Below are 432 nucleotides of genomic sequence, written 5' to 3' on the forward strand. Positions count from 1 at the left end.
GGGTCCGTGGCGCGGTCGTGGTCCGGAGCCTGGGCCGCAGACGTGTCGCCGCTGCCGACGGCGGCCGGGGTGTCGGGGAGCGGGGCGTCCTCCGCCGCGGCGTCGCCCGCGGGCTCGGGCGCCGGGGCGCCGTCGGGGTCGACGTCCACCGTGATGATCGGGGTGCCGACGTCGACCGTCCGGCCCGGCTCGACGAGGATCGCGGTGACGACGCCCTCGAACGGGCTCGGCAGCTCGACGAGCGACTTGGCCGTCTCGATCTCGACGAGCGGCTGGTTCACCGCGACCCGGTCGCCGACACCGACGTGCCACAGGACGACCTCGGCCTCGGTGAGGCCCTCCCCGGCGTCGGGGAGGCGGAACTGCTCGAACCTCGGCACGCGTGTGGCTCCTCGGTCTGACCCGGCGGGGTGCGGGTGCGGGGCGGGGGTG

At 76.9% G+C, this 432-nt stretch carries 1 protein-coding gene; it reads right to left on the bottom strand.

The features are described 5' to 3' along the window. Positions 1 to 380: biotin/lipoyl-containing protein (locus N866_RS19440; RefSeq protein WP_034230132.1), on the bottom strand; the 380-nt coding region annotated here is incomplete at its 3' end. Between the last annotated feature and the right edge of the window lie 52 nt (positions 381 to 432).

Source organism: Actinotalea ferrariae CF5-4, from assembly GCF_000603945.1.
Lineage (GTDB): Bacteria > Actinomycetota > Actinomycetes > Actinomycetales > Cellulomonadaceae > Actinotalea > Actinotalea ferrariae.